This is a genomic window from Arthrobacter sp. TmtSoilC48 (genome assembly GCF_059739425.1).
The window spans coordinates 2,530,814-2,556,399 of sequence record NZ_AP046049.1 but is presented as its reverse complement, the minus strand read 5'-3'; the positions used below and the strand labels follow the sequence as shown (position 1 = coordinate 2,556,399).

Here is a 25,586-nt window from a genome sequence, read left to right as displayed (position 1 = left end):
GAGGCGCCAGCGAATCATTCCGCCCGCAGGCCGTCCAGCGTTTCCTGGGTAGCCGCCCGCAACGCAGCGCTCGTTGGACCGGCGGCAAGGATGCCCCGGCTCGACGTAGCCAGCACTGTGGGATAGGCGGCGCCGAAGGTCGAGCGGAGATCCGCGGGTGTAGCACCCTGCGCCCCCAACCCGGGCGCCAGGATAGCTCCGCGGACCGGGCCGAGGTCGATGTCCAGATCCTCGAGTGCCGTACCTATGGTGGCGCCTACAACAAGTCCCACTGAGCCCAGGACACCCGCGTACCGCTGGTTCTCGGCTGCGGCCGCAGTGACGATACCGCGGGCGACGGAATTGCTTCCCCCCACGTGCTGGACAGACTTTCCCTCCGGATTGGATGTCAAGGCGAGCACAAAGACTCCCCTGCCGTTTTGCGCAGCAAGGTCCAACGCCGGGCGCAAGGATTCGAAGCCCAGGTAGGGACTCAGGGTCACTGAGTCCGCAGCCAGGGCCGAGCCGTCACGCAGCCAGGCATCTGCGTAGGCAGCCATGGTGGACCCGATATCACCGCGCTTGGCATCGGCGATGCTCAGCACATCCGCATCAGCAGCTGCGGCCAACGTCCGCTCCAGGACAGCCATGCCCGCAGAACCGTGGCGCTCATAAAGCGCCACTTGCGGCTTGACCGCGGCAGCGAGGGAAGCCACAGCCTCCACAACGCTGAGCGAAAAGCGCTCCAGCCCGGCGACGTCGTCGTTCAGTCCCCAGTCAGCCAACAGCTGGGGATGGGGATCGATTCCAACGCACAGCGGGCCACGGGTGGCCATTGCGGCAGCCAGCCGGGAGCCAAATGACTCCCGGACCGGCTGCTGTGCATCCTGGGCCTCGTGGGCACCAACAATGTCAGGCATTGACGGCGGCCTGGGATTCGCTGAGGTTGGCTGCGTGCTCCTGAAGGCTCGTGACCGACCATTCATAGGTGCGCAGTGCCTCGATTGCCTGTACGGCCGCGTTGAACTCAGCCACGGTGGTGATGCACGGAATGCCGATGGATGTAGCCGCTGCCCTGAGCTCGTATCCGTCACTGCGGGCTTCCCCGCCGGACGGGGTGTTGAAGACCATGTCGATCTCGCCGGCAATGACGAGGTCTGCGATGGTACCTTCACCCTCGGCGCTGCTGCCCTCGGCCACCTTGCGGACCGGAGTCGCCTGGATGCCGTTGCGGCGCAGGACGTCAGCCGTACCACCCGTGGAGACGATCTCGAAGCCGAGGTCCGAGAGGCGCTTGACGCCCATGATCACCGAACGCTTGTCGCGGTTGGCGACGGAAACGAAGATCTTGCCTTCGGTGGGCAGCGCGTTGTTTGCGGCAGCCTGGCTCTTGGCGAAGGCGGTATCGAAGTGCTTGTCAATGCCCATCACTTCACCCGTGGACCGCATTTCCGGGCCGAGCAGGGAGTCGACAACCTTGCCCTCGGGCGTACGGAAGCGGCTGAACGGCAGGACAGCTTCCTTGACAGCGACCGGTGCGTCCAGGGGCAACGTGGAACCGTCACCGGTTTCCGGCAGCATCTTGTAGGCACTGCGCAGTTGGTTGATGGTGACGCCAGTACCGATGAGGGCAGCAGCCTTGGCCATCTGCACCCCGGTTGCCTTGGAAACGAAGGGCACAGTCCGCGAAGCACGCGGGTTGGCTTCAAGGACGTACAGGACGTCCGAGGCCAGCGCGAACTGGATGTTGATGAGGCCACGGACGCCCACGCCCTCGGCAATGGCCCGCGTTGCGGTGCGAACGCGCTCGATCACGTTGTTGCCGAGCGTGATCGGAGGAAGGACACAAGCGGAGTCTCCGGAGTGGATACCCGCCTCTTCGATGTGCTCCATGATGCCGCCCAGGTACATGTCGGTGCCATCGAAGAGGGCGTCGACGTCGATTTCGACCGCGTCTTCCAGGAAGCGGTCAATCAGGACGGGGTGATCCGGCGTGATTTCCGTGGCATTGGCGATGTACCGGGAAAGGTTGGCTTCGTCGTAGACGATTTCCATGCCGCGACCGCCCAGGACATAGGACGGACGGACGAGCACGGGATAGCCGATCTCGTCGGCGATCTTCTTGGCATCCTCGAAGGAAACGGCGGTTCCGTTCTTCGGGGAGGTCAGGCCGGCCTCGTCCAGGACGCGGGCGAAGGCGCCCCGGTGCTCTGCGAGGTCAATTGCCTCAGGCGAGGTGCCCAGGATGGGCACGCCGGCGTCGGCAAGCTGCTGTGCGAGCTTCAGGGGTGTCTGGCCACCGAGCTGGACGAAGACACCCATGACGCCACCGGTGCGCTCCTCAGCGGCGATGACCTCGAGGACATCCTCAAGGGTCAGCGGCTCGAAATAAAGGCGCGTGGAGACGTCGTAGTCCGTGGAGACAGTCTCGGGGTTGCAGTTGACCATGACGGTCTCGTAGCCGGCCTTGCGCAGCGCCATGGAGGCGTGGACGCAGGAGTAGTCGAACTCAATGCCCTGGCCAATGCGGTTGGGCCCTGAGCCAAGGATGATGACGGAGGGCTTGGCGTGCAGGCCCACCTCATCTTCTTCGTCGTAGGACGAGTAGTGGTACGGGGTGTAAGCGGCAAACTCAGCGGCACAGGTGTCCACCGTCTTGTAGACCGGACGAATGCCCAAGGCCTGGCGGACGCCGCGGACCACTGCCTCATTGTTGTGCGTCAACGCACCGATCTGCTCATCGGAGAAGCCGTGGCGCTTGGCATTGCGCAGCATTTCCTCTGTAAGGACGCCGGCCTTGCGGATCTCCTGCGCGGTCTCGTTCAGGAGCTGCAGCTGGTCCAGGAACCAAGGATCGATCTTGGTGGCTTCGAAGAGGTCCTCCACCGTGGCGCCACCCAGCAGGGCGCGCTGCACCTGGTGCAGGCGGTCCGTCGTGGGTCGCTTGGCCTTCTCGATGAGCTCGGCAACCTCATACTCCGGTACGGAGCTGAAGTCCAGCTGCGAGCCCTTCTGCTCCAGCGAGCGAAGGGCCTTCTGCAGGGCTTCGGTGAAGTTGCGGCCCATGGCCATGGCTTCGCCAACAGACTTCATGGTGGTGGTCAGCGTGTTGTCGGCTGCCGGGAACTTCTCGAAAGCGAAACGCGGAACCTTGACCACAACGTAGTCCAAGGTGGGCTCGAACGACGCGGGCGTCTTCTGCGTGATGTCGTTAGGGATCTCATCCAGGGTGTAACCAAGGGAGAGCTTGGTGGCGATCTTGGCAATGGCAAAGCCGGTTGCCTTGGAAGCCAGCGCGGAGGAACGGGATACGCGCGGGTTCATCTCGATAACCACTACGCGGCCCGTGGCGGGGTCGATAGCGAACTGGATGTTGCAGCCACCGGTGTCAACGCCCACTTCGCGGATAACGGCGATGGAGACGTCGCGAAGCTTTTGGTACTCGCGGTCCGTGAGGGTCAGTGCCGGCGCAACCGTGATGGAGTCACCGGTGTGGACGCCCACGGGATCGAAGTTTTCGATGGAGCAAACAACAACGACGTTGTCGTTCTTGTCGCGCATCATCTCAAGCTCGTATTCCTTCCAACCGAGAATGCTCTCTTCGAGCAGGACCTCAGTGGTAGGGCTGTACTGGAGGCCCTGGCCGACGATGCGGCGGAGGTCGTCCTCGTTGTAAGCCAGGCCTGAGCCCAAGCCACCCATGGTGAAGGACGGCCGGACCACCATGGGGTAGCCGAGGTCCTCAGCAGCAGCGAAGGCCTCTTCCATGGTGTGGATGATGTGGCTGCGTGCGGACTCCGCGCCACAACGCTCAACAACGCCCTTGAACTTCTCGCGGTCTTCCCCGAGCTCAATGGCGGCAATGTTTGCGCCAATGAGTTCCACGTTGTACTTCTCCAGCACACCGTTCTTGTCCAACGCAATGGCAGTGTTCAGGGCCGTCTGGCCACCCAGGGTGGGCAGGATGGCGTCCGGACGCTCCTTGGCGATGATCTTCTCAACAACCTCGGGCGTGATGGGCTCGACGTAGGTGGCGTCGGCGAACTCGGGGTCCGTCATGATCGTGGCGGGGTTGGAGTTTACGAGGATGACCCGGAGGCCTTCCTCCTTGAGGACGCGCAGAGCCTGGGTCCCGGAGTAGTCGAACTCGGCTGCCTGGCCGATGACGATGGGGCCGGAACCGATGACAAGGACGCTCTTGAGATCTGTACGCTTTGGCATTACTTCTTGTCCTCAGTCTTGGATTCGGTGGAGTTGGCGTCTGTGGCCTTGGACTTGGTATCGGCCATGAGGTCGATAAAGCGGTCGAACAGGTAGGCAGCATCGTGCGGGCCAGCCGCGGCTTCAGGGTGGTACTGGACCGAGAACGCCGGGATGTCCAGGCAGGCAAGGCCTTCAACGACGTCGTCATTCAAGGAGACGTGGCTGACTTCGACGCGGCCGAAGCGCTCTTCCGGTGCCACAGTGGCACCGTTCAGCGGCGCGTCAACGGCGAAGCCGTGGTTCTGCGAGGTGATTTCAACCTTTCCGGTACGGCGGTCCATCACCGGCTGGTTGATGCCGCGGTGGCCGTACCGGAGCTTGTAGGTGCCGAAGCCCAGGGCGCGTCCCAGGATCTGGTTCCCAAAGCAGATGCCGAAGTACGGGAGTTTCTCGTCCAGCACCGAGCGCAGCAAGGAAACCTGGTGGTCCGCCGTAGCGGGGTCGCCAGGTCCGTTGGACATGAAGAAGCCGTCCGGGTTGACCGCGTTGACGTCTTCCAGGGTGGACTTCGCCGGAAGGACATGCACGCGCACGCCGCGTTCGGCGAAGCGGACCGGGGTCATGGCCTTGATGCCGAGGTCGACGGCGGCAATGGAGAACCTGGGCTCGCCTTCCCAGCCGTGGTCCTTGGGTTCCACGACGTAAGCCTCGTCAATGGAGACCTCTTCAGCCAGCGCTGCGCCTTCCATGGGGGCGCTTGCCAGCACGGCGTTCAGGAGCTCCTTGTCCGATGCCTGTGCGGCCTCACCCGAGAAGATGCCTGCGCGCATGGTCTTGTGCTCGCGGAGGTGGCGGGTGATGGCACGCGTATCGACGCCCTGGATGCCCACGATGCCTTGCTCTACCAATTCGGAGTCCAAAGAACGTTCCGAGCGCCAGTTGGAGGGGCGGCGGGCGGCATCGCGCACAATGTAGCCGGCCACCCAGATGCGGCGGGACTCAGCGTCTTCGCTGTTGACGCCCGTGTTGCCGATGTGGGGTGCAGTCTGCACCACGAGCTGGCGGGCGTAGGAGGGATCGGTGATGGTCTCCTGGTAGCCGGTCATTCCGGTGGCGAAGACGGCCTCACCGAGGGCCGTTCCCTGGGCGCCGTAGCTACGGCCGCGGAACATGCGGCCGTCTTCGAGCACCAGTACTGCTGCTGAGGGGGTGGGTGTGGTGGCTGCTTTACTGTCCGTCACTTTATTACTTTCCACTATCGGCATCTGCCTGAGGGGCTGCGGAGATCAATTCTTGGATGGCTTCGAGGAGGAGCTCTTTGTCGGCTGCATGCCTGGTCCGGAACCCGGTATCCAGTTCCTTGCCGCCCAGCTTCCAACTGATAACCAGGAGTCCGTCTTTTTCGACGAACTTCCCGGCCATGCCGGCGGCTTGGCGGCTGTCAGCCACTGCGGAGCGTGGGATGAATACCGGGGCGGCGCCTGGGCGGTCGAACAGGATGCCTTCAGCATGGATGCTCAGTTCCGCGTTGGTGCGGATGCCAAGGCCCTGCACTGCGATCCGGTCCAGCCAGTCACCTGCGGTGGTAGTGGCAACGTACTGGCCCTCCGCTACCGCCGTGGCCGGTGTCAGTTGCTGCGGCACCTCGGGGAGGCGTTCGACGTCGGCTTGCCGCCTGAGCCGGTTCCTCCACCCCAGCCAGATCATCACCAGGACGAGGATGATCAGCGGCACCGTGATGAGCACGGTGAGTGTCTGGTTGTTCATCAGCTACCGCTGACTGCCCCGGCGGCATCCGGGGTTGGGTAGTTTCCGGCGTACCTGTACGGAGTGTTGAGCTTGCCGTTGAGAACCGTGGGGTGGCCCTTGAAGAAGGTTGCGACCACGGATCCGGGCAGCTCTTTGCCCTTGAACGGTGAATTGCGGCCCATGGTGGCCATTTTATGGGGGTCAACCGTCCAGCGCGCAGCCGGGTCCACCAGGATGACGTTGGCGGGCTCGCCTTCCTCCAACGGCCGGCCCTGGTCCGCTACGCGGCCAATAACTGCCGGGGTGAAGGAGGTGACCCGGGCGAAGTCTGCCCACGTCATGAGTCCGGTTTCGATCATGGTTTCCTGAACCACGGACAGTGCCGTTTCCAGGCCGGTCATGCCCATGGCCGCCTGCGCCCACTCGCATTCCTTGTGCTCGCTGGGGTGCGGTGCGTGGTCCGTGCCCACAACGTCGATCGTGCCGTCGGCGAGGCCTTCGCGGAGCGCCTGGACGTCGGCATCCGTACGCAGCGGCGGGTTGACCTTATACACGGGGTCATAGCTGCGGACCAGTTCGTCAGTGAGGAGCAGGTGGTGGGGGGTGACCTCGGCTGTGACGTTGATCCCCCGGGCTTTGGCCCAGCGGACGATTTCAACGGATCCGGCGGTGGAGACGTGGCAGACGTGGAGGCGGGAACCCACATGCTGCGCGAGCAGGACGTCGCGGGCGATGATGCTTTCCTCTGCCACCGCCGGCCAACCGGCAAGACCCAGCACCGCCGAGACGGCGCCTTCGTTCATCTGTGCCCCGGCGGTAAGGCGGGGTTCCTGCGCGTGCTGGGCCACCACGCCGTCGAACGCTTTGACGTACTCCAGCGCGCGGCGCATCAGCACGGGATCGTGCACGCAGATGCCGTCGTCGGAGAACATCCGCACCTGGGCGCGGGAATCCGCCATGGCACCCAGTTCCGCAAGTTGTTCACCGGCCAGGCCCACCGTGACAGCGCCAACGGGTCGTACGTCCACCCAGCCCGACGCGCGGCCAAGGCTGTGGACCTGTTCGACGACACCTGCCGTGTCAGCAACGGGGTTGCTGTTGGCCATGGCGTGGACGGCCGTGAAGCCACCCAGGGCTGCGGCACGAGTGCCGGTCTCGACCGTTTCAGCATCTTCGCGGCCGGGTTCGCGCAAGTGCGTGTGGACGTCCACCATGCCAGGCAAGGCAATGAGGCCCTCGCCGTCGATCACTGTGGCGTCGTCGTCGTGGAGATCCTTGCCCCTGGCTGCGATGACGCCATCGCGGATCAGCAGGTCTTCAGCTTCGCCGCCGAGAATGGCAGCCCCGCGGATCAGGTACGTGTTCTCGGCCATCAGTTGCTCTCCTTGGTGGACTGGCTTACAGCGTGGGTGTTCGCTGCCGTTGCGGCAGTTGCTTCACGGGAATCCCCGGAGAGCAGCAGGTAGAGGGCGGCCATGCGCACTGAAACACCGTTCCGCACCTGTGCAAGCACTGTTGAGCGGGGCGAATCGGCGGCGGCCGAGGAAATTTCCAGGCCACGGTTCATGGGGCCGGGGTGCATGATGATGGTGTCTTTCATGCCAAGGTCATCCAGTGCCCGAAGCCGGGCATCGTCGAAGCCCCAGCGCCGTGAGTACTCACGGGTAGAGGGGAAGAACGAGGCATGCATGCGCTCACCCTGGACGCGCAGCATCATCATCGCGTCGACGCCCGCTTCGAGCGTTTCGTCCAGGTTGTAGCTGACCTTGCAGGGCCAGTGCTCGACGCCGATCGGCAGCAGTGTGGGTGGCGCAACCAACGTGACCTCGGCACCCAGGGTGCGCAACAACCAGACGTTCGACCGGGCCACGCGGGAATGCAGGACATCTCCGACGATCGCGACACGCATGCCTCGAAGGTCCGCCCCGGTGGATTTCGTCCCGTTGAGCCGGGACCAGTGCCGGCGCATGGTGAACGCGTCCAACAGCGCCTGCGTGGGGTGTTCGTGGGTGCCATCGCCTGCGTTGATCACTGCGGCGTCGATCCAGTCCGTTGCAGCAAGCCGGTGCGGAGCGCCGGAAGCCCAATGACGGATGACCACTGCATCCGCGCCCATGGCGGCCAGGGTCTGGGCTGTGTCTTTGAGGGACTCGCCCTTGGACACGGAGGAACCCTTGGCCGCGAAGTTGATGACATCGGCTGAAAGGCGCTTTGCTGCGGCTTCGAAGGAGATCCGGGTACGGGTGGAGTCCTCGAAGAAGAGGTTCACTACCGTGCGGCCACGGAGGGCAGGGAGCTTCTTGACCTCGCGGTCGCCCACGGCCGACATTTCTTCGGCGGTGTCCAGAACGCGGATGGCGTCCACGGCGCTGAGGTTCTCAGTGGAGAGGAGGTGCTTCACTTGCCCGCCTCGATTACTACTTCATTGACTGGAACGCCGTCCACCGAGTCGATTTCCTCGAGGTGGACGCGGACCTTTTCTGCGGAAGAAGTGGGCAGGTTCTTGCCTACATGGTCCGCGCGGATGGGAAGCTCACGATGGCCCCTGTCTACCAGGACTGCCAGGCGGACAATCCTGGGACGGCCAAGGTCCACCAGGGCATCAAGTGCTGCCCTGATGGTGCGGCCGGAATACAGGACATCGTCAATGAGGACAACAACTTTGTTGTCGATACCGGACAGCGGCAGGCGTGTGTGGTGGGGCGGCCTGGTGGGCTGGTGTGAAAGATCGTCACGGAACATGGTGACGTCCAGTTGCCCGACGATCGTTTCCGCGTTGACGCCGGGGTCAGCCGCAGCGATTTTGTTGGCGAGCCGCACGGCCAAGGGATAACCGCGGCTGGGAATGCCCAACAGAACCAGATCCTGGGAACCCTTGTTGGCTTCGAGGATCTCATGGGCGATACGAGTCAGCGCGCGATCAATGTCCGCTTGGTTGAGAACAACCCGCGACGGTACCTGCGCTGAAGTGACTTCAGTCATTCGCTCGTCTCCCCTTTCCCCGCCTCACGGGACGGAATTAAAAAAGGAATATTTGCCTTTCAAAACTACCACAGCGAAAACCGGCCGCCTCACCGGGCCGCAGACGAGGCGTGAGTTAAAGCTCACATCCGGTCCGTTGCAATAGGCTCTAAGCCATGAGCAGCGACCATCCTGGGCACCCCGGCGGGCATCAACCCTACCCGCGGCCCTGTCTGGAACCGGGAGCCAATCCCACATGGATCGGACACGTACAGCCCGGAAACTACCAACCAGCGCCCGGTAACCCCGGCAGCCTTCCCCAGCAGGCCTGGCCGGCTCCACCGGCACCCCGGGCCCGCCGGTCGCCGGGTACACTCCCCCTGCTCCTGGCGGGCGCCATATTGGTCTTCGGCAGCCTTCTCCTGGTGGTTCCCTTCCTTCTGGGCAATACAGGAATCGCAGGCTTCGTGATCGGGTTCATCGCCTCCCTGGTCCCGTTGTCGGTGGTACTGCTGACCGTACGGCTCATTGACCGTTGGGAGCCCGAACCAAACAGGCTGCTCTGGTTCGCTTTCACATGGGGAGCTGCAGTCTCAATCGCCGGAACATTGTTGATCCAGCCCCTCTTCGCCTTGGCAGCTCCCACCACCAGCGAAGAAGCATTCACTTATTTCATGGCCACGGTCCAGGCTCCCATCGTGGAGGAATTCACCAAATCGCTTGGCCTGTTGCTTCTGATCCTTGGAGCCCGGAAGTATTTCGATGGTCCCGTGGATGGTGTGGTCTTTGCTTTTACCATCGCGGCCGGCTTTGCCTTCACCGAGAACATCCTCTACTTCGGCCGTGAGATCGCCTCCTCATCGGAGCCCGGCACGGACCTTGTCCGGATCTTCATCCTTCGCGGGGTCATGTCACCCTTCGCCCACGCCATTTTCACGGGGACAACCGGCCTGATTATGGGATTCGCCGCCCGTCGATGGCATTCCGGCTATGCAGTGCTCGCCTTCGCCATCGGACTCCTGCCGGCCATGTTCCTGCATAACCGGTGGAACAGCATGGGCCAGGACTTCCTGCTGGACTACTTCGTGGTGCAGGTGCCGATCTTCCTGATCGCGGCCCTGGGCATCATTTTCCTGCGCATTGCCGAAGGCAAACTCACGCGCCAGCGGCTTCTCGAATATGCCAGGGCCGGATGGTTCACCCCGGCCGAAGTTGAAATGCTGGCGACCTCCCAAGGAAGGCGGCAGGCGGTTCGCTGGGCAGCCTCGCGTGGTCGTGCCGCGCAGATGCGGGCGTTCATCAAGGGCGCCACGGCCTTGGCATTCACGCGCCAACGCATCCTCAGCGGCCGTGACGTGCCCGTTCATCAGCGGGACGAACTTGACCATCTTCGCGGGATTCCGGCGCTCCGGGCGGCAGTGCTGACCTGACCCGCTCTAAGAACTGACCCGCTCTAAGAATTGACCCGCTCAAAGAAGAGGACCCGCCCCACAGTTTCCTGTGGACGCGGGTCCTCTTTCTGAACAAGCTGCAGCGACGCCTAGGCGAGCAGTGACGGCTTGAGCTTCTGGAGCCGGCCAAGCAAGCCGTTGATGAAGGCCGGTGATTCGTCCGTGGACATTGTCTTGGCGAGGGCCACAGCTTCGCTGACTGCCACTCCGTCCGGGACTTCGTCGTTGTAGAGGAGTTCCCAGGCACCAATGCGGAGGATGATGCGGTCTACCGAAGGCATCCGCTCAAGCGTCCAGCCCTGGGCATAGGTCTGCAGGAATTCGTCGATAGTCGGCTGCATGGAGACGACACCCTCAACGATTTCCATCGTGTAGGGGTTAATGACGAGATCCGTTTTCTCCCGACGCGCCTTGAGCGCGTCAAAAGCCGAAACGGAACGCTGCTCCGCCTCGAAAAGTACTTCTAGTGCCCTGCTACGGGCTTTACCGCGTGCGCTCACTAGTCGTTGACCCGGCCCAGGTAGCTGCCGTCGCGGGTGTCAACCTTGACTTTGGTGCCCTGCTCCACGAACAGCGGAACCTGGATTTCGTAGCCGGTTTCCACGGTTGCCGGCTTGGTGCCCGCCGAGGAGCGATCGCCCTGGAGGCCGGGCTCGGTGTAGGTGATTTCGAGAACGACGCTCGGCGGCAGCTCGATGTACAGCGGCGTGCCTTCGTGGATGGCGATGTTCACCATCTGGTTCTCGAGCATGAAGTTTGTGGCGTCGCCGACCGTAGCACCGGAAACGGTGATTTGGTCGTAGTCCTGGGTGTCCATGAAGACGAAGTCTTCGCCATCCTGGTACAGGTACTGGTAGTCACGGCGGTCAACCGTAGCGGTCTCGATCTTCAGGCCGGCGTTGAAGGTCTTGTCAACCACCTTGCCGGACATGACGTTGCGCATCTTGGTGCGAACGAAAGCGCCACCTTTGCCCGGCTTGACGTGCTGGAACTCAATGATGTTCCAGAGCTGGCCCTCGAGCTTCAGTACGGTTCCGTTCTTGATGTCGTTTGTGGTTGCCACTCGTATCCTCTGGTTTCTCTCACTGGTTCTAGCTACGGTTTCTAGCTTCCAGCCGGGTATGCCAGCCAGCATGCCAAAAGGCGTGCCAGCGCGTATTTATCAAAAATCCAAGAACCATTCTACCGGCAAATGGGAAGTGGCTTGGCTTCGGGTGGTTCCAGCCTGGATCAGGACGCGAGTTCCAGCACGTCCCTGGCCCGTTGGAGCGCTACCGCGGAGGAGTAAATCAGCGCGGCATCGGCAGCCTTGGCAACCCTCAGGTCCAGGGCCTTGGCGAACTCTTCGGACGCTGCCAGAGCATTTCCGCTGACGAAATAGGCCCTGCCCAAATACTGGTGGACGATCGCTTCCTTGGACGTGCCCTGGACTTCCTGCAGCAGCTGGCGGAACAGTTGGATGGCACGGTCCAGGCGGTTGGTGGCCCGGTGGACTTCAGCTTCAAAAATCCGCAACCGGAAGGATTCCGGGTCCTTGTAGCGGGCTTCGGCGAGCAATTCCGCCGCTTCCTTTGGCTGGTTTTCCAGCAGCAGCGCCATGATGCGGTCGGCAGGATCTTCCGAAGCGGCCAGCGCAGATTCCAGTGCGTCTTCGTTGACGATGACGGGCAGCAAGGTGTCCGGGTTCGTGCGGACGCCCGGGAATCCTGCGGTTGGCCAATCGCTGACGCCTTCCCTGAGGGTGGTCATCATGAAGCAATCTCCTGGTAGGCAGCAAACAACAGGGACGTATCGGGGACGTCCAGAATGCTGGGCTTGGCTACGCCATCCAGGACAACAAAGCGCAGGAGGTCGCCACGTGACTTCTTATCCCGGCGCATGCCATCCAGCAGGCCTTGCCAACGGTCCTTGCGGTAGGTGATGGGCAAACCAAGGCTCTCAAGGATGGTGCGGTGCCGGTCGGCGTCGGCGTCGGAGAGTCGTCCAACGCTTCGGGCCAGTTCAGCAGCGAACATCATGCCTACCGAAACGGCCGCACCATGGCGCCAGGAGTACCGTTCCACGAGTTCAATGGCATGGCCCAGCGTGTGTCCGTAGTTCAGGATTTCGCGCAGCCCGGATTCCTTGAGGTCCTGGGAGACGACGTTGGCTTTGACCGCAATGGCGCGTTCGATGAGTTCACGGACAACGTCCGACTCCGGATCCATCACGGCGTCCGTGTTCTTTTCCACGAGGTCAAGGATCGCGGGATCGGCGATAAAGCCGCACTTGATGACCTCTGCCATTCCGGAAATCAGCTCATTCCTGGGCAAAGTCTTGAGCGTATCCAGATCCGCCAGTACAGCCGCCGGAGGATGGAACGATCCCACCAGGTTCTTGCCTTCGGCAGTGTTGATACCTGTTTTCCCGCCAACTGAGGCATCCACCATGCCCAACAAGCTGGTGGGCATGTGGATGACTTTGACTCCGCGAAGCCAGGTGGCAGCAACGAATCCGGCGAGGTCGGTCACGGCCCCGCCACCGACGGCAACAATAGCGTCCGAGCGCGTGAAATCGTTCTGCCCCAGCACCTGCCAGCAGAAAGCGGCAACCTGTATGTGCTTGCCTTCTTCGGCATCCGGAATCTCGGCCGTCAGCGCGGTGAAGCCGGCAGCTTCGAGCTCATCGCGGACGGTGTCCCCGGTCAGGCGAAGGGCACGTGGGTGAATGACAAGCACGCGTCGAACCCGCTCGCCAAGTTTGGCGGGAAGGGATTGCAGGAGTCCACGGCCCACGATGACGTCGTAGTTCTCCGTGGTTGATTGGCCGGTCACCTTGATGACAGTTGCTTCGTTGCTCACTTTTCAACTTCCTCTTTCAAGGCTGCATGCTGGCGCAGCCGTTCCTCCAACCGGAGGCCGATTTCAGCCACGGATCCCGAACGGACGTCCAGGACAATGTCTGCGAGACGCTCATACACTGGACGCCTGGTGGCAAACAGAGCTTCCCAACGGGACATTGCGTCGCCCTGCAGCAAAGGCCGTCCGGTGTTTCGCGCGATCCGGTCAGCAACAGTCGAGGCGTCGCATTCCAGGTAAACCACGGTGCACTCCCCCAGCAATTGCTGGGTTCCCGAGTCCAGGACCGCTCCACCACCCAGCGAAATCACTGCTGGTTGTTCCTTGGCAGCCTCGATGGCCTTCGCCACTGCCCGGGCTTCGATTTCCCGGAACGCGTGTTCTCCCCGACCAGCGAAAATGTCAGCGATGCTGCCGTGCGCCGCGACCACCACGGCGTCGGTGTCCACGAAGGGAACGCCGAGTTGCTGCGCCAGTTGCTGGCCAATGGCAGACTTGCCAACTGCCATGGGACCCACCAGGACAACGGGACGGCCAGCGCAGCCGTCCTGGGTAGTGCGGCCCACTACCGGCCGACCGAGTCCAGGGTTGCCGGAATGTTGTCCAGGTAGCTCTGCAGGTTACGCGTGGTCTCGGCAACAGAGTCACCTCCGAATTTCTCGGCAATGGCTTCTGCGAGGACGAGGGCAACCATGGCCTCGGCCACAACGCCCGCTGCCGGAACTGCACAAACGTCCGAACGCTGGTGGTGCGCCTTGGCGGGTTCCCCGGTGCTGACATCAATGGTGCGCAACGCGCGGGGAACAGTGGCAATAGGCTTCATGGCGGCGCGGACGCGCAGAACTTCGCCGATGCTCATTCCACCCTCAATGCCGCCGGCACGGTTGGTCTGACGAATAATTCTGCCGTTCTCATCCTTGAGGATTTCGTCGTGCGCTGCAGAACCACGGCGGGCAGCGGTGAGGAACCCGTCACCGACCTCCACGCCCTTGATGGCCTGGATACCCATCAGCGCAGCGGCCAGGCGGGAATCAAGGCGGCGGTCCCAGTGGACGTAACTGCCCAATCCAGGGGGAAGTCCGTAGGCAAGGACCTCAACCACGCCGCCAAGGGTCTCGCCTTCCTTGTGGGCGGCATCCACCTCGGCGACCATTGCATCGGATGTTTCGCGGTCGAAGCAGCGCAGCGGATCTGCATCAAGGGCGATGACGTCCTTGGGCAGGGGCAACGCCTTGCCCTCGGGTACGGTGACGCTGGCGATGGAAACGGTGTGGCTTACCAATTCCACGCCCAGTTGCTTAAGGAACTGGGCGGCAACGGTACCAAGAGCAACACGGGTGGCGGTTTCACGCGCACTTGCGCGCTCAAGGACCGGACGGGCTTCATCAAAGCCGTACTTCTGCATCCCGGTGAAATCGGCGTGCCCCGGACGCGGGCGCGTCAGAGGTGCGTTGCGGGCTTGGTCGGCAAGTACTTCAGGGTCCACCGGATCAGCAGACATAATCTGCTCCCACTTTGGCCATTCGGTGTTGCCCACCTGAATGGCGACCGGACCACCCTGGGTGATGCCGTGGCGCACACCCCCGAGGATCGTGACTTCATCCTGCTCAAACTTCATGCGGGCGCCACGTCCATAGCCCAGGCGACGACGCGCCAAGGCATCACGGATTTGCCCGCTGGTGAGTTCAACACCGGCGGGCACGCCTTCAACAATTCCGATCAGAGCCGGACCATGGGATTCACCGGCAGTCAACCAACGCAACATATAACCAATCCTGCCATGTAAGGCCTCTAGAACACTCGCCGGGGAAGCCCAACTGAGTCGCACATCACATCTATGACGGAGGCGTCAACGTCACAGCCACTGAACTGCCGGATCTGCTCCGCCGCTTGGTACATCAGCATTTCAAGCCCGGGAACCACCGCTCCCCCATGGCCGTGCCAAACCTCGGCGAGGCGGCTGGGCCACGGGTCATAAGCGACGTCCAGCAAAACCCCTGCCCCTGTTCCTGGCAGGGCAGCAAGCTCTACCGCAAGCGCATCGGCCGCGCGCGGTGGAAAGGTGGAGATGACCAGCCCGGACCCGGCCACGGCAGTGGCCGCCTCACTGAGGGGGCGGAGCCGCAGGGAAATTCCGACGGCGGCCGCAGCGGCCTGGGCGTCGACGGCGCGCGTGGCATCCCGGACGAAAACGTCCACGTGCCCGGCCCCGAGCTCGTGTACGGCAGCAATGGCAGCCGCGGAGGTTCCTCCGCCGCCGAGGACAGCAGCATGTGGTGCCGAAGAGATTCCCGCGTAGCGTACTGCTTCCACGATGCCCGCGACATCGGTGTTGTAACCGATGCGGCGAGCCGAACCGCCGTCGTACTCAAAGGCCACAGTGTTGATAACGCCCAACTGGGCGCCAGCGCCCCGGACCTCGTCAACTTCCCTGACCATGGCCGACTTCAAGGGCATGGTTACCGACAGCCCGCACCATGATCGGTCCCCGCGGAGGGAATCCATGAAGGCCGGAAGCCCATCGACCGTCAGGTCGATTGCCGAGTATTCGATGTCCACGCCGAGCTTGGCATAGGCGGCAGTGTGCATCGCCGGGGACTTCGAATGTGAGATCGGGTGCCCGAGGACAGCGGCGCGACGACTCACACGCACCGTCCGGCGTTGGCCTGGCACCATGCGTTGTATTGCTCAACGTACCTGCTGTGTTCGGCCAGTGTCTTGGAGAACTTGGTCTCCTTGGTGTCCAGGTTGATGGTGACCCAGTACAGGTAATCGTTCTGCGTCGGCTTTGCTGCGGCGTCGATCGCCGTCTTGCCCGGAGAACCGATCGGGCCGGCGGGCAGCCCTGGGTTGGCGTACGTGTTGTAGGTGTTGGACTTATCGGCCTTCTCTTCGTCCGTGAGGTGGAAGGACTTCTTGCCCAGGCCATAAGTCACCGTGGCATCGGACTGGATAAGGCCGTTGGTCTCGGTGTTGTTCGGTTTGAGCCTGTTGTAGATCGCACCAGCGACGTTCCCATAGTCGGCCTGGCCGCCCTCCGCCTGGACGATGCTGGCGATGGTTACGGTGTCGTACTGCTTGGCCGGATCCGTAATTCCTTGGGCCTTGAGCTCATCAAGGGTGCTGGAGACCAACTTCTGGATGATGTCCTTACCCGATGTTCCCAGCGGGAAGCGATACTCTCCGGGAGCGAGGAAGCCCTCCAGGTTCTTGGCCTTCGCAGGCACCCCGAACTGTCCGGGCGCCTGGTTGAAGCCATTCAGCTGTGCCATGGGGATGCCGGAGCCCTTGGAGATAGCCTCCAGCGACTCGTTGATCCGCAGACCTGCGCTCAAGGCGAAGTAGATCACTTTGGAAGCGTCTTTGTTGACGAGGACAGCAACGGCGTCGGAGTTTTTCATCTCGGTACGGAAGGTGAATTCCCCCGGCGAGAGCTCGCCGCCCTCGGTCACGAACTCCTTGACGAAGGAATCGGCGTCCGCCACGACGTGGTTTTCCACCAGCGCGGTTGCCACAGCCTTGGGGCCGGCCCCTTCCGGGACCGTAATGCTGACGGAGCCCGTCCCGGGACCGGGGTAATCAGTGACTTTGTCCATGCCAAGGAGGGGCTTGAGGAATTGTGCCCCGATCGCGATGGCGGCAACAAAGACTCCCAGCGTGATCAGCAAGGCAAGGACCCGACGGCGACGCCGCGCCTTCTTGGCCGCGGCCTTGGACGCCGCCGTAACTTCTACCGGAGCGATGAGGTGGTGGTGCTCGTCATGAAGCTCGTCGTGAAGCTCCATGTGCCCTTCGTGGGCTTCGTAATGGTACTGGGGTGCATGCTCTTCAAACGCATGATCATCCACGTGGACCGAGCCTTCGTGGACGCCGTAGGTGTCGTGGGCCTCGTTGGCATGACCGGCATAGACATGTGCAACAGCCGGGACCGGAAGGGCATCGTCATGGTGCTCCTCTTCCGAAAGCACGGGCTCCACATGTTCGGCAGGAGCAACCGTCGGCAACGCATCCGGAACTGGCGGGACCTCCGGAGAAGCAGCCGCCCGCACAGGTTCCGGGGCCGGGGTTTCAGACTCAGCCGGTTGGGGCGCAACCTGTTCAGGCGCAACCGGTTCAGGCGCAGGGGCTTCAGGCGCAGCAGTTGGCTTGGGAACCGCGGGGATCGGGCGGGGCAGTTCAGGCTCGACATCAGCCGAAGGCGCTGCTTCCCCCGGCGTCGCTTCGGGAACGGGTACGACGTTCTGGTTCTGGGTGGCGAGGAATCGTTCCCGCGCCCGCAGTTCCTTGCGGGTCAGCGGCATGCCGCCGCTGGCGGTTCCGCTGGAGGGGTCGTTGTTGACCGGGCTCACAGTTGCAGTCCCCTCGTAGAAGAATCTGGTTCAGGGCCGGAGGAAGCCTGCAGCGTTGGGGCACTGCTGGATGTATCGGACGGCCCCGGTGCATTTACGCGGCGGCCAACGTCCGTTCCTCTGGCTTTTTGCATGTCGATCGCGTGCTGAAGTATTCCAGCAGCGGCAACCTGATCAACCACTTTACGGTGGTTCTTGCTGCTCATGCCAGCTTCGTGCAGGTTGCGGTGCGCCGTAACAGTGGAAAGACGCTCATCCACGAGGTTCACGGGAACGTCCAAACCGGTTCGGGCGAGCTCGCCCGCAAGCAGTTCGGCGTACTCCGTTGCCATCTGCGCGGAGCTTCGTTCCTCCCCTTTCATGGTCTTTGGAAGGCCCACGAAAATCTGTACGGCCCGCATTTCCATAGCCTGTTTAACCACCACGCGAACGTCGGAGTTCTTTTTGGCGTCGCGGCCCACTGTCTTGAAAGGCGTGGCCAGGATTTCGTCGGGGTCGCAAATGGCCAGCCCAACCCTGACGGTGCCGACGTCTACCCCCAGCTTGATGCCTTGGGGGTAGACGCCGCTGTTCGTACTGGAATTCACCGTTAGCGCTTGGCTATCGCATCCACCACCGCTGTGAGGGCCTCAGAGACCTTCCCAGCGTCGGTGCCGCCGCCTTGGGCGACATCGTCCTTGCCGCCGCCACCACCACCGAGGATGCCCGCGGCAAGGCGCACCAAAGCTCCGGCCTTCACGCCGGCTTCGCGGGCAGCCTCATTAGTGGCGATCAAAATGACGGGCCGGTCGTTGCTGACACCGGCAACGGCCACAGTAGCGGCTTCGGAGCCCAAGCGGCTGCGGAGGTCCAGGGCAAGGTTCCGGAGATCGTCTGCTCCACCCACCTGGCCGGCGTCGTGGGCTACAACCCGCACACCCGCGGCGTCCTTGGCGGTACCCACCAGGTTGGCGGCCGCTGCAGCCAGCTGCTCCTTGCGAAGGCGGTCGAGTTCCTTCTCTGTTGCCTTCAACTTGTTCAAGGTGCTGGAGATGCGGTCGGCGAGCTGGCCGGAGGGAACCTTCAACAGTTCTGTGAGTTCCGTAACGAGTGCCCGCTCGGCCGCCAGGTGGCGGAAAGCGTCCAAGCCCACGAAGGCCTCCACACGGCGGTTTCCGGAACCAACCGACTGCTCACCCAACAGGGAAAGGCTGCCAATAAGGGAAGTATTGGACACGTGCGTGCCACCACAAAGCTCGCGGGACCACGCGCCGTCGATCTCCACGACGCGTACTTCACTGCCGTAGTTCTCGCCGAACAGGGCCATGGCGCCCAGGGCCTTGGCCTCGGCCAAGCCCATGACCTTGGTGTCTACCCGGTAGTTGTTCCGGATGGCGATGTTGGAAACCTCTTCAATTTCCGAACGCGTGGCGGGGCTCAGGCCCTCACCCCAGGCGAAGTCGAAGCGGAGGTAGCCGGCTTTGTTGTAGGAACCACGCTGGGTAGCTTCCGGGCCCAGGATCTGGTGCAGCGCGGCATGCACAATGTGCGTGCCAGTGTGCGCCTGCTCGGCCGCGTGGCGCCGTTCACGGTCGACGGCGGCGCGCACCAGGGCATCGGTGGCGATCTCACCTTCCCGGACGATTGCCTTATGGACGCTCAGACCCTTTACCGGGCGCTGGACGTCCAGGACCTCGACGACGAATCCGTCGCCGGTGATCAGGCCGGTATCGGCCGACTGTCCACCGGCTTCTGCATAGAACGGCGTCTCATTGAGGACCACTTCGATTTCGTCGCCCGTGGAAGCGTGCGCCACGCGCCGACCGCCGCTGACGATGCCGCGGACCTTGGACTCGCCCTCAAGCTCGTCGTAACCGGTAAAGGTAGTCTCGCCCTGGCCAAGCATCTCCTGGTAGGCGGTAAGATCGGCGTGGCCGCCCTTCTTGCCCTTGGCATCTGCCTGTGCGCGCTGACGCTGTTCAAGCATGAGCGAGCGGAAGCCGGCTTCGTCAACCTTAAGGCCGGCTTCTTCAGCCATTTCCAAGGTGAGGTCAATGGGGAAACCGTAGGTGTCATGCAGCGCAAAAGCATCGGCGCCGGACAAGGGAACCCCTGCAGCCTTCGATTCGGCCACTGCATCCTCCAGGCGGGCTGTACCCGAGGCAATGGTGCGCAGGAACGCCTTTTCCTCGGCGTAAGCGATACGGCTGATGCGCGCAAAGTCCGTCTCCACTACCGGGTAGACACCCTTCATGGCGTCACGGGAAGCAGGAAGAAGGTCCGGCAGGCAAGCCTTCTCGACACCGAGCAGGCGCATCGCACGGACGGCCCGGCGGATCAGCCGGCGCAGGACATAGCCACGGCCTTCGTTCGAAGGTGCTACTCCGTCAGCAATAAGCATCAGGGCCGAGCGGATGTGGTCGGCAACAACACGCATCCGGACGTCGTCAGTATGGTGGGGGTCATCTGCTGACTCGGCAGAGGTGTATTCACGGCCGGACAGCTCTGCAGCCTTGTCAATGACAGGACGGACCTGGTCCGTCTCATACATGTTCTCGACGCCCTGGAGGATCATCGCGAGGCGTTCCATGCCCAGGCCGGTGTCAATGTTCTTGTTCGGCAGTTCGCCCACGATGTCGAAGTCCACCTTGGAACGCACGTTTTCGATCTGGTACTGCATGAACACGAGGTTCCAGATTTCGATGTAGCGCGTTTCGTCGGCAATCGGGCCGCCTTCAATACCGTACTCGGGACCGCGGTCGTAGTAGATCTCCGAGCAGGGCCCTGCGGGACCGGGCTGGCCCGTGTGCCAGTAATTATCCGACTTGCCCATGCGCTGGATGCGTTCTGCCGGAATGCCCGTGTTCTTGAGCCACAGTTCCTGGGCTTCGTCGTCTTCCTCGTAGACCGTCACCCAGAGGCGTTCGGCAGGAAGCCCATAGCCGCCGTCGTCAACGCTCTTGGTGAGCAGCTCGAAAGCGAACTTGATGGCATCTTCCTTGAAGTAGTCCCCGAAGGAGAAGTTGCCGCACATCTGGAAGAACGTGCCGTGCCGTGCCGTCTTGCCGACTTCCTCGATGTCGCCGGTGCGGATACACTTCTGGACGCTCGTGGCGCGTGTGTAGGGAGGCTCTTCGCGGGCCGTCAAGTAAGGAATGAACGGCACCATGCCTGCCACAGTAAAGAGAAGTGACGGGTCGCTGGAAACGAGCGACGCGGAGGGAACGGCGGTGTGGCCCTTGCTGACAAAAAAGTCCACCCAGCGTTTGGTGATCTCCTGCGACTTCATTAGCTGATTACTTACCCTTCTCAATTCACTGCACACGTTGTGCGCGGCACCGGCTGTTGCCGTTCCGCAGCTTTCCATTCTGCCTTGTTGTGGGCTCTGGGGCGAACCGTGTTCGCTAGCGCCGGGCGGGGCTGGTGTTGATATCCGCACTCTGAATGCCCAGCGCGGACCTCAAGTCCTCTTCGCGTTCATGCATGCCTGAGCGCACCGCATCCGCGAAATCGAACAAGCCGTCGGCAAGGCGCCCAACTGCACGGTTCAAGCCATCCGGGCCGATAGTGGCCTTGGCCTCGGTGACCTTGCGGAAGGCAATAATGCCAATCGCCACCCCAATGCCCATCCAAACGATTCTTTTCATGTGTTCCTGGTCTCCAATTGGTTCAGCGGCTGCGACGGCCGGAGGAAGGAGCGCGACGGCCCGCGAAGGCCGAACGGACACCATAGCTGAAGGCTGCAACCTTGATCAGCGGCGAACCAACAGTCGCAGCCACCAGCGAGGACAGGGCGGAAATGTTCGCCGATGCGTCGGACACGTTCGATGCGATGCCGTCGACTTTTTTCAGTTGCTGGTTGGTAGTGGAAACCGTTGCGGTTACTTCGTCCATGAGGGGCGTCGCCCCGTCGCTGATGGATCGGATGGTGGTGCGCACTTCGTCAAAGACGCCACCGAGCTTCAGGATAGGCACGGCCAACAGCAGGACCAGCAGTGCGAACACTCCTGCCGCAATCAGGCCGGCGATGTCGCCACCAGACATAGAATTCATCTCCTAGATTGTTGCGCTGCCCGGCACGGCCGGTATCCGGCTTCGACCAAGGCCTCCCCAGTACCCTATCGAAAAAACGTCAGTACCCTACCTACAAAGAAAGCCCGCGGCGTGTGCCACGGGCTTTCTTTGTAATCGCTGCTTGAATTTAGCGGGCGTAGAATTCGACGACGAGCTGCTCTTCGCAGATCACGGGGACCTCGGAGCGCTTCGGGCGGCGAACCAGGCGGGCCTGCAGGGCGTCCAGCTTGACGTCCAGGTATGCCGGCACGTTGTTCAGGGCGTGGGCACCAGCAGCTGCGACCTGGAACGGAGCCATGACCTCGGAGCGGCTGTGAACGTGGATGAGCTGGCCTTCGCCAACGCGGAAGGACGGGCGGTCCACGCGGATGCCGTCAACCATGATGTGGCGGTGCACAACGAGCTGGCGGGCCTGTGCGATGGTGCGGGCGAAGCCTGCACGCAGTACGAGGGCGTCCAAACGCATTTCGAGCAGCTCAACCAGGTTTTCACCGGTGAGGCCCTTGGTGCGGCGTGCTTCTTCGAAGGCACGGGTCATCTGGGCTTCGCGGATGCCGTACTGGGCGCGGAGACGCTGCTTTTCGCGCAGACGTACGGCGTAGTCGGAGTCCTGCTTCTTGCGGGCACGGCCGTGCTCACCGGGGCCGTACGGGCGGCGCTCCATGTACTTGGCGGCCTTGGGGGTCAGAGCAATGCCGAGTGCACGCGAAAGGCGTGCGGTACGGCGAGCACGAGTGTTGTTAGCCACTTGTGTCCTTCCAAATTACTGCGGTGTGTCAGTGTTACTGGCCTCCATCAGGGAGAGCATCGGCCAACCGCTGCCTTTTGCTACTGGCCCGCGGCACAGCTCCATTGAAGGAAACTTCAAAGGGATTGTGCGTCGGGTCATGCCAGACAAGCAACTATCCTACCACGCTACTGTCCCCGGATGATCTTCCGGAGCCGTTCCAGCCTGGCAGCTATATCGCGTTCGGCGCCGTTGTTGGTCGGCTCGTAGTAGTCCTTTCCCACGAGGTCATCCGGCGGGTACTGCTGGGTCGCCACCCCGTGCGGTTCATCATGCGCGTACTTGTAGCTCTTGCCATGTCCCAATTGCTTGGCACCTGGATAGTGCGCGTCCCGCAGATGCATGGGGATGCCGCCGCCGAAACCGGCACGGACGTCGGCAACCGCCTTGTTCAAGCCCATGTACGCCGCATTGGACTTGGGAGCGGTGGCAAGGTGGACAACAGCTTCGGCCAGGACAATCCGGCCTTCCGGCATCCCTATCAACTGGACCGCCTGTGCCGCTGCCACAGCTGTTTGCAAAGCGGTGGGATCGGCCATGCCGATGTCTTCCGCCGCGGAGATGATGATGCGCCGCGCCACGAACCTCGGGTCCTCCCCCGCCTCCAGCATCCGCGCCAGATAGTGAAGGGAGGCATCAACGTCCGAGCCCCTGATGGACTTGATGAACGCACTGGCGACGTCGTAGTGCTGGTCGCCGGCCCTGTCATAACGAACAGCAGCTGCGTCCAGGGCACGCTCGGTGTGCTTGAGTTCCACCAGCACCGGCGCGTCGGGGGCGCCGTCGCCGGCAAGCCCCGGTTCGCCGTCGTCGGTGACGTTGGTCCCGTCCGTGACGCTGGTCCCGTCGGTTCCGCCTTCCCCTTCGACGACGGTTGAAACGGCATTGCTGTCTCCGAACGCGACGCCGGCCGCAGCTTCCAAGGCGGTCAGGGCCCTTCGGGCGTCACCTCCGGAGAGCCGCACCAAGTGATCCAAAGCCTCGGGACTGAGTTCCACACGCCCGGCAAGGCCACGGGCATCAGCAACAGCCCGCTGCAACAGACCGGCAATGTCGTCATCCGTCAGTGGCTTCAGCGTCAGCAGAAGCGAGCGGGACAGCAGCGGTGATACCACCGAGAACGACGGGTTCTCCGTGGTGGCCGCCACCAGGACCACCCACCGGTTTTCAACGCCAGGCAACAGTGCGTCCTGCTGCGCCTTGTTGAACCGGTGGATTTCATCGAGGAACAGGACAGTGGTCTTCTTGTAAAGGTCCCGGGCGGTCAAAGCCTCATCCATTACCCGGCGAACATCCTTCACACCGGCAGTAATGGCAGACAATTCCACGAACTTCCGCCCCGGTCCGCGGGCGATGACATGTGCCAACGTCGTTTTCCCGGTTCCGGGAGGCCCCCAGAGAATGACTGAACTGGGCCCTGCCGGGCCGGCAGCTTCTGCGCCCGCGGCGAGCTGGCGAAGCGGGGAACCGTGTCCCAACAGGTGCTGTTGACCCACCACGTCATCCAAGGTCCGGGGGCGCATCCGAACTGCCAGCGGGCTCCGCTGGGACGCCATCCACGCGGCGTCGGAGGCTACCCCTGCGGCAGGCAGATCCTCCGACTCGTCGTCGTTGTTTGCACCGGCACCAAAGAGATCTTCCACATGGATAGGCTACTCATAGTTCCAACAAAGGAGACATCGACGTGGACCGCCGCGCATCCGCCCCGCAACAACGGCCGCCGAGGGCCTCCAGCCGCACGGCCCTCGTGCCGGCATCACGGCTGGTGGGTTGGGTGGATCGCTTTGCCGGAAGCCATGGCCCACTCACTGAAGAGACTGACGACGGCGGCCTCCTCCTCCGCGCCGCTGACGGGGCTTCTGCCCTTCTGAAGGCACCCTGGCCGGTCGATGGACGTCCAGGCCGTGGCGCCACTGACATCGAACGGCTTGCCGCTCTTGCAGGCCAGGAACGTGGTCTGGGTATCCTGCTGGTGCGTCGGGGCGGTTTCGCTGTGGCCGTGGCGAGCGGCAGCAAGGTCCTGGAATCCAAAAGCGGTAACCGCTATGTTCAGTCCAGAACGGCTGCAGGTGGCCAATCCCAACAACGTTATGCCCGGCGCCGCTCCAACCAGGCGGACGCATTGGTGGACTCCGCAGCGGAACAGGCCGCGCGCATTTTCGCCGGCCACCGTGTTGAGTACATTGTTCCCGGCGGGGACAGAGCCTTGGTGGACCTGGTCCTGGCGCAACCCTCCCTGCGGGCCCTGGCCAGCCGAAGCCAACTTGCCTTCCTGGATGTACAGGAACCCAAAACTGCTGCGCTTGCAAAAGCTGCTTCGGATGCTTGTTCCATCCGGATCCTGGTGACTGATCCAGCACCGTAACTGCGGCTCAGCAGCCTCCCGGCGCCCGCCTCAAAGGAGCCTGCCGATACAGATAGCTTCCTTGTTCCACGAACCCGGCCCGCGAATACAACGCCTGGGCACCGCGGTTGGATGCAGTGACCAACAGCCAAAAACCTTGGAGATTGCGGGCCGCCCCCTGCTCCAGCAGCGCTGTCAGGACCATGGTCCCGTATCCCCGCCTGCGGTGGGTGACCGAGGTCGCCATGCCGTAGAGGCCTCCCCAGCCGTCCACCAGGGCGAGGCGTCCGACGGCGGCCGGTACGCCGTCGTCGTCCCTCACCAGCGCGTACAGAGACTTGCATCCGGTAAGAATGGTGCGGGCAACCTCGAGTTCCACCTCGCCACCGCGACCATCCACGGACCACCACAAGCGAAGCCATTCATCGGTGGGAGTGTCCGAGACCTCTACGCCCTTGGGCCCGGCACTTAAGGTCTCCAAGGCGTCCATGCCCCGGACCATAATCAGGGTCTCGGACTGTCTGGTGAAGCGTTGCCCGTCCAGGACGGCGTTAAGGCCTGCACTACGGGAGTCATCGAATATCTGGAAAATGAGCGGGAGACGCCGCTGCCTGTACCAGGCTGATGCCGAACTGACTGACCGCGCTATGTCTTCAGTTCCGCCCAGACCTGCAGTTCCGGCCGCACCAGGCAGGTTCCTCGGCCACACGGAGTTCGCCCTCTGCGTGACCCCGGAGGACGCGCGAAGCACCCAATCCCCCGTGTCATTGCGCTCCACGGCCGGCCACGCCTTATCCATGAGGGTTTCCAAGAATGCTTGTTCCAACAACCCGGCGCCTTTCATCTGCAGGAACACCAAGGGCCCCCCACATG

Annotated in this window: 24 protein-coding genes; 2 read left to right on the top strand and 22 right to left on the bottom strand. The window is 62.8% G+C overall.

Annotation, left to right across the window (positions count from 1 at the left end):
• Positions 1-14: 14 nt before the first annotated feature.
• The 7 genes from pyrF to pyrR are packed head-to-tail and all read right to left on the bottom strand — an operon-like array spanning position 15 to position 8,913.
• Positions 15-899: an orotidine-5'-phosphate decarboxylase gene (gene pyrF / locus AC6I97_RS12045; protein ID WP_497944966.1), complete on the bottom strand. Its 885-nt coding sequence runs from the start codon at positions 897-899 to the stop codon at positions 15-17.
• Positions 892-4,200: a carbamoyl-phosphate synthase large subunit gene (gene carB / locus AC6I97_RS12040; protein ID WP_224164467.1), complete on the bottom strand. Its 3,309-nt coding sequence runs from the start codon at positions 4,198-4,200 to the stop codon at positions 892-894. The genes pyrF and carB overlap by 8 nt, the downstream gene beginning before the upstream one ends.
• On the bottom strand, positions 4,200-5,447 hold the full coding sequence (carA, locus tag AC6I97_RS12035) for a glutamine-hydrolyzing carbamoyl-phosphate synthase small subunit (protein WP_497944965.1): 1,248 nt from the start codon (positions 5,445-5,447) through the stop codon (positions 4,200-4,202). Before carA ends, carB begins: the two co-directional genes overlap by 1 nt.
• Positions 5,428-5,949 (bottom strand): PH-like domain-containing protein, encoded by a 522-nt coding sequence (locus AC6I97_RS12030; protein WP_497944964.1) that lies wholly within the window; start codon positions 5,947-5,949, stop codon positions 5,428-5,430. Before AC6I97_RS12030 ends, carA begins: the two co-directional genes overlap by 20 nt.
• Positions 5,949-7,304: a dihydroorotase gene (locus AC6I97_RS12025; protein ID WP_497944963.1), complete on the bottom strand. Its 1,356-nt coding sequence runs from the start codon at positions 7,302-7,304 to the stop codon at positions 5,949-5,951. The genes AC6I97_RS12030 and AC6I97_RS12025 overlap by 1 nt, the downstream gene beginning before the upstream one ends.
• Complete coding sequence (locus AC6I97_RS12020) at positions 7,304-8,332, bottom strand: aspartate carbamoyltransferase catalytic subunit (RefSeq protein ID WP_497944962.1); 1,029 nt, start codon at positions 8,330-8,332, stop codon at positions 7,304-7,306. The genes AC6I97_RS12025 and AC6I97_RS12020 overlap by 1 nt, the downstream gene beginning before the upstream one ends.
• Positions 8,329-8,913, bottom strand: coding sequence for a bifunctional pyr operon transcriptional regulator/uracil phosphoribosyltransferase PyrR (pyrR, locus tag AC6I97_RS12015; protein ID WP_224164472.1), 585 nt, complete (start codon positions 8,911-8,913; stop codon positions 8,329-8,331). The genes AC6I97_RS12020 and pyrR overlap by 4 nt, the downstream gene beginning before the upstream one ends.
• A 155-nt stretch (positions 8,914-9,068) precedes the next feature.
• On the opposite strand from pyrR, the gene AC6I97_RS12010 reads away from it, so the two are divergent.
• The gene (locus AC6I97_RS12010; RefSeq protein ID WP_497944961.1) at positions 9,069-10,322 is read left to right on the top strand and encodes a PrsW family intramembrane metalloprotease; all 1,254 of its coding nucleotides are present in this window, start codon (positions 9,069-9,071) and stop codon (positions 10,320-10,322) included.
• Positions 10,323-10,432: 110 nt separating this feature from the next.
• Here the strand turns inward: AC6I97_RS12010 and nusB are convergent, their stop codons facing one another.
• The 14 genes from nusB to AC6I97_RS11940 form a co-directional block, all read right to left on the bottom strand.
• Positions 10,433-10,843, bottom strand: coding sequence for a transcription antitermination factor NusB (gene nusB / locus AC6I97_RS12005; protein ID WP_216925562.1), 411 nt, complete (start codon positions 10,841-10,843; stop codon positions 10,433-10,435).
• Positions 10,843-11,406 carry an elongation factor P gene (gene efp / locus AC6I97_RS12000; protein WP_011774957.1) on the bottom strand — a complete coding sequence of 188 codons (564 nt, stop codon included), beginning with the start codon at positions 11,404-11,406 and terminating at the stop codon, positions 10,843-10,845. The genes nusB and efp overlap by 1 nt, the downstream gene beginning before the upstream one ends.
• 167 nt (positions 11,407-11,573) lie before the next feature.
• The gene (locus tag AC6I97_RS11995; RefSeq protein ID WP_224090545.1) at positions 11,574-12,095 is read right to left on the bottom strand and encodes a tetratricopeptide repeat protein; all 522 of its coding nucleotides are present in this window, start codon (positions 12,093-12,095) and stop codon (positions 11,574-11,576) included.
• The gene (gene aroB, locus AC6I97_RS11990) at positions 12,092-13,183 is read right to left on the bottom strand and encodes a 3-dehydroquinate synthase (protein ID WP_497944960.1); all 1,092 of its coding nucleotides are present in this window, start codon (positions 13,181-13,183) and stop codon (positions 12,092-12,094) included. The genes AC6I97_RS11995 and aroB overlap by 4 nt, the downstream gene beginning before the upstream one ends.
• Positions 13,180-13,746 (bottom strand): shikimate kinase, encoded by a 567-nt coding sequence (locus AC6I97_RS11985; protein WP_224090547.1) that lies wholly within the window; start codon positions 13,744-13,746, stop codon positions 13,180-13,182. The genes aroB and AC6I97_RS11985 overlap by 4 nt, the downstream gene beginning before the upstream one ends.
• The gene (aroC, locus tag AC6I97_RS11980; RefSeq protein WP_224090548.1) at positions 13,746-14,945 is read right to left on the bottom strand and encodes a chorismate synthase; all 1,200 of its coding nucleotides are present in this window, start codon (positions 14,943-14,945) and stop codon (positions 13,746-13,748) included. Before aroC ends, AC6I97_RS11985 begins: the two co-directional genes overlap by 1 nt.
• A 26-nt stretch (positions 14,946-14,971) precedes the next feature.
• Positions 14,972-15,826 carry a shikimate dehydrogenase family protein gene (locus tag AC6I97_RS11975; protein ID WP_497947070.1) on the bottom strand — a complete coding sequence of 285 codons (855 nt, stop codon included), beginning with the start codon at positions 15,824-15,826 and terminating at the stop codon, positions 14,972-14,974.
• Positions 15,823-17,529, bottom strand: a complete 1,707-nt coding sequence (gene mltG / locus AC6I97_RS11970) for an endolytic transglycosylase MltG (protein ID WP_497944959.1) — start codon at positions 17,527-17,529, stop codon at positions 15,823-15,825. Before mltG ends, AC6I97_RS11975 begins: the two co-directional genes overlap by 4 nt.
• Entirely contained in the window at positions 17,526-18,116 is a 591-nt protein-coding gene (gene ruvX, locus AC6I97_RS11965) for a Holliday junction resolvase RuvX (protein WP_224090564.1), read from the bottom strand. The genes mltG and ruvX overlap by 4 nt, the downstream gene beginning before the upstream one ends.
• Positions 18,117-18,118: 2 nt before the next feature.
• Positions 18,119-20,797, bottom strand: a complete 2,679-nt coding sequence (alaS, locus tag AC6I97_RS11960) for an alanine--tRNA ligase (RefSeq protein WP_497944958.1) — start codon at positions 20,795-20,797, stop codon at positions 18,119-18,121.
• A 115-nt stretch (positions 20,798-20,912) separates the two neighbouring features.
• Positions 20,913-21,155 carry a DUF6167 family protein gene (locus AC6I97_RS11955; protein ID WP_224090568.1) on the bottom strand — a complete coding sequence of 81 codons (243 nt, stop codon included), beginning with the start codon at positions 21,153-21,155 and terminating at the stop codon, positions 20,913-20,915.
• 22 nt (positions 21,156-21,177) lie between these two features.
• Positions 21,178-21,552 (bottom strand): DUF948 domain-containing protein, encoded by a 375-nt coding sequence (locus AC6I97_RS11950; protein WP_216925653.1) that lies wholly within the window; start codon positions 21,550-21,552, stop codon positions 21,178-21,180.
• A 157-nt stretch (positions 21,553-21,709) separates the two neighbouring features.
• Positions 21,710-22,330, bottom strand: a complete 621-nt coding sequence (rpsD, locus tag AC6I97_RS11945) for a 30S ribosomal protein S4 (RefSeq protein WP_216925553.1) — start codon at positions 22,328-22,330, stop codon at positions 21,710-21,712.
• Between the two features lie 167 nt (positions 22,331-22,497).
• Positions 22,498-24,012, bottom strand: a complete 1,515-nt coding sequence (locus tag AC6I97_RS11940) for a replication-associated recombination protein A (RefSeq protein WP_497944957.1) — start codon at positions 24,010-24,012, stop codon at positions 22,498-22,500.
• A 41-nt stretch (positions 24,013-24,053) separates the two neighbouring features.
• Here AC6I97_RS11940 and AC6I97_RS11935 point away from each other — a divergent pair, with 41 nt between their 5' ends.
• On the top strand, positions 24,054-24,734 hold the full coding sequence (locus AC6I97_RS11935) for an acVLRF1 family peptidyl-tRNA hydrolase (RefSeq protein WP_309929758.1): 681 nt from the start codon (positions 24,054-24,056) through the stop codon (positions 24,732-24,734).
• A gap of 7 nt (positions 24,735-24,741) precedes the next feature.
• Here AC6I97_RS11935 and AC6I97_RS11930 read toward each other — a convergent pair whose 3' ends face one another.
• Positions 24,742-25,542 carry a GNAT family N-acetyltransferase gene (locus AC6I97_RS11930; protein ID WP_497944956.1) on the bottom strand — a complete coding sequence of 267 codons (801 nt, stop codon included), beginning with the start codon at positions 25,540-25,542 and terminating at the stop codon, positions 24,742-24,744.
• Positions 25,543-25,586 lie beyond the last annotated feature (44 nt).